Annotated in this window: 1 protein-coding gene; it reads left to right on the top strand. The window is 65.1% G+C overall.

The annotated features are described in order from the left end of the window. Positions 1 to 269: hypothetical protein (locus tag R0J87_RS20825; RefSeq protein ID WP_498888641.1), on the top strand; the 269-nt coding region annotated here is incomplete at both ends.

Here is a 269-nt window from a genome sequence, read left to right as displayed (position 1 = left end):
CTCAAGTTCATGCTCATCGCCACCTTCATGGGCGGCGTGGGCTTCATGGTCATCAAGGGCATCGAGTACCAGTCGAAGTTCAGCCACGACCTCGGCCCCGGGCCGGCCAACCTGTTCTACCCGATTCAGGAAGACAACCCGAACTACGACCAGCTCCACGCCGAGAAGCTCGAAGGCATCCACCACCTCGAAGCGTACTACCACCTCGCCGGCCACGGCACGGGCGACGCCGGCGGTCACGCCGAGGGCGGGGCCCACGGTGAAGCCGA

It is taken from the genome of Halomonas sp. SIMBA_159 (genome assembly GCF_046536035.1).
GTDB lineage: Bacteria > Pseudomonadota > Gammaproteobacteria > Pseudomonadales > Halomonadaceae > Vreelandella > Vreelandella venusta_A.
This window is presented reverse-complemented; position numbering and strand designations above follow the sequence as displayed.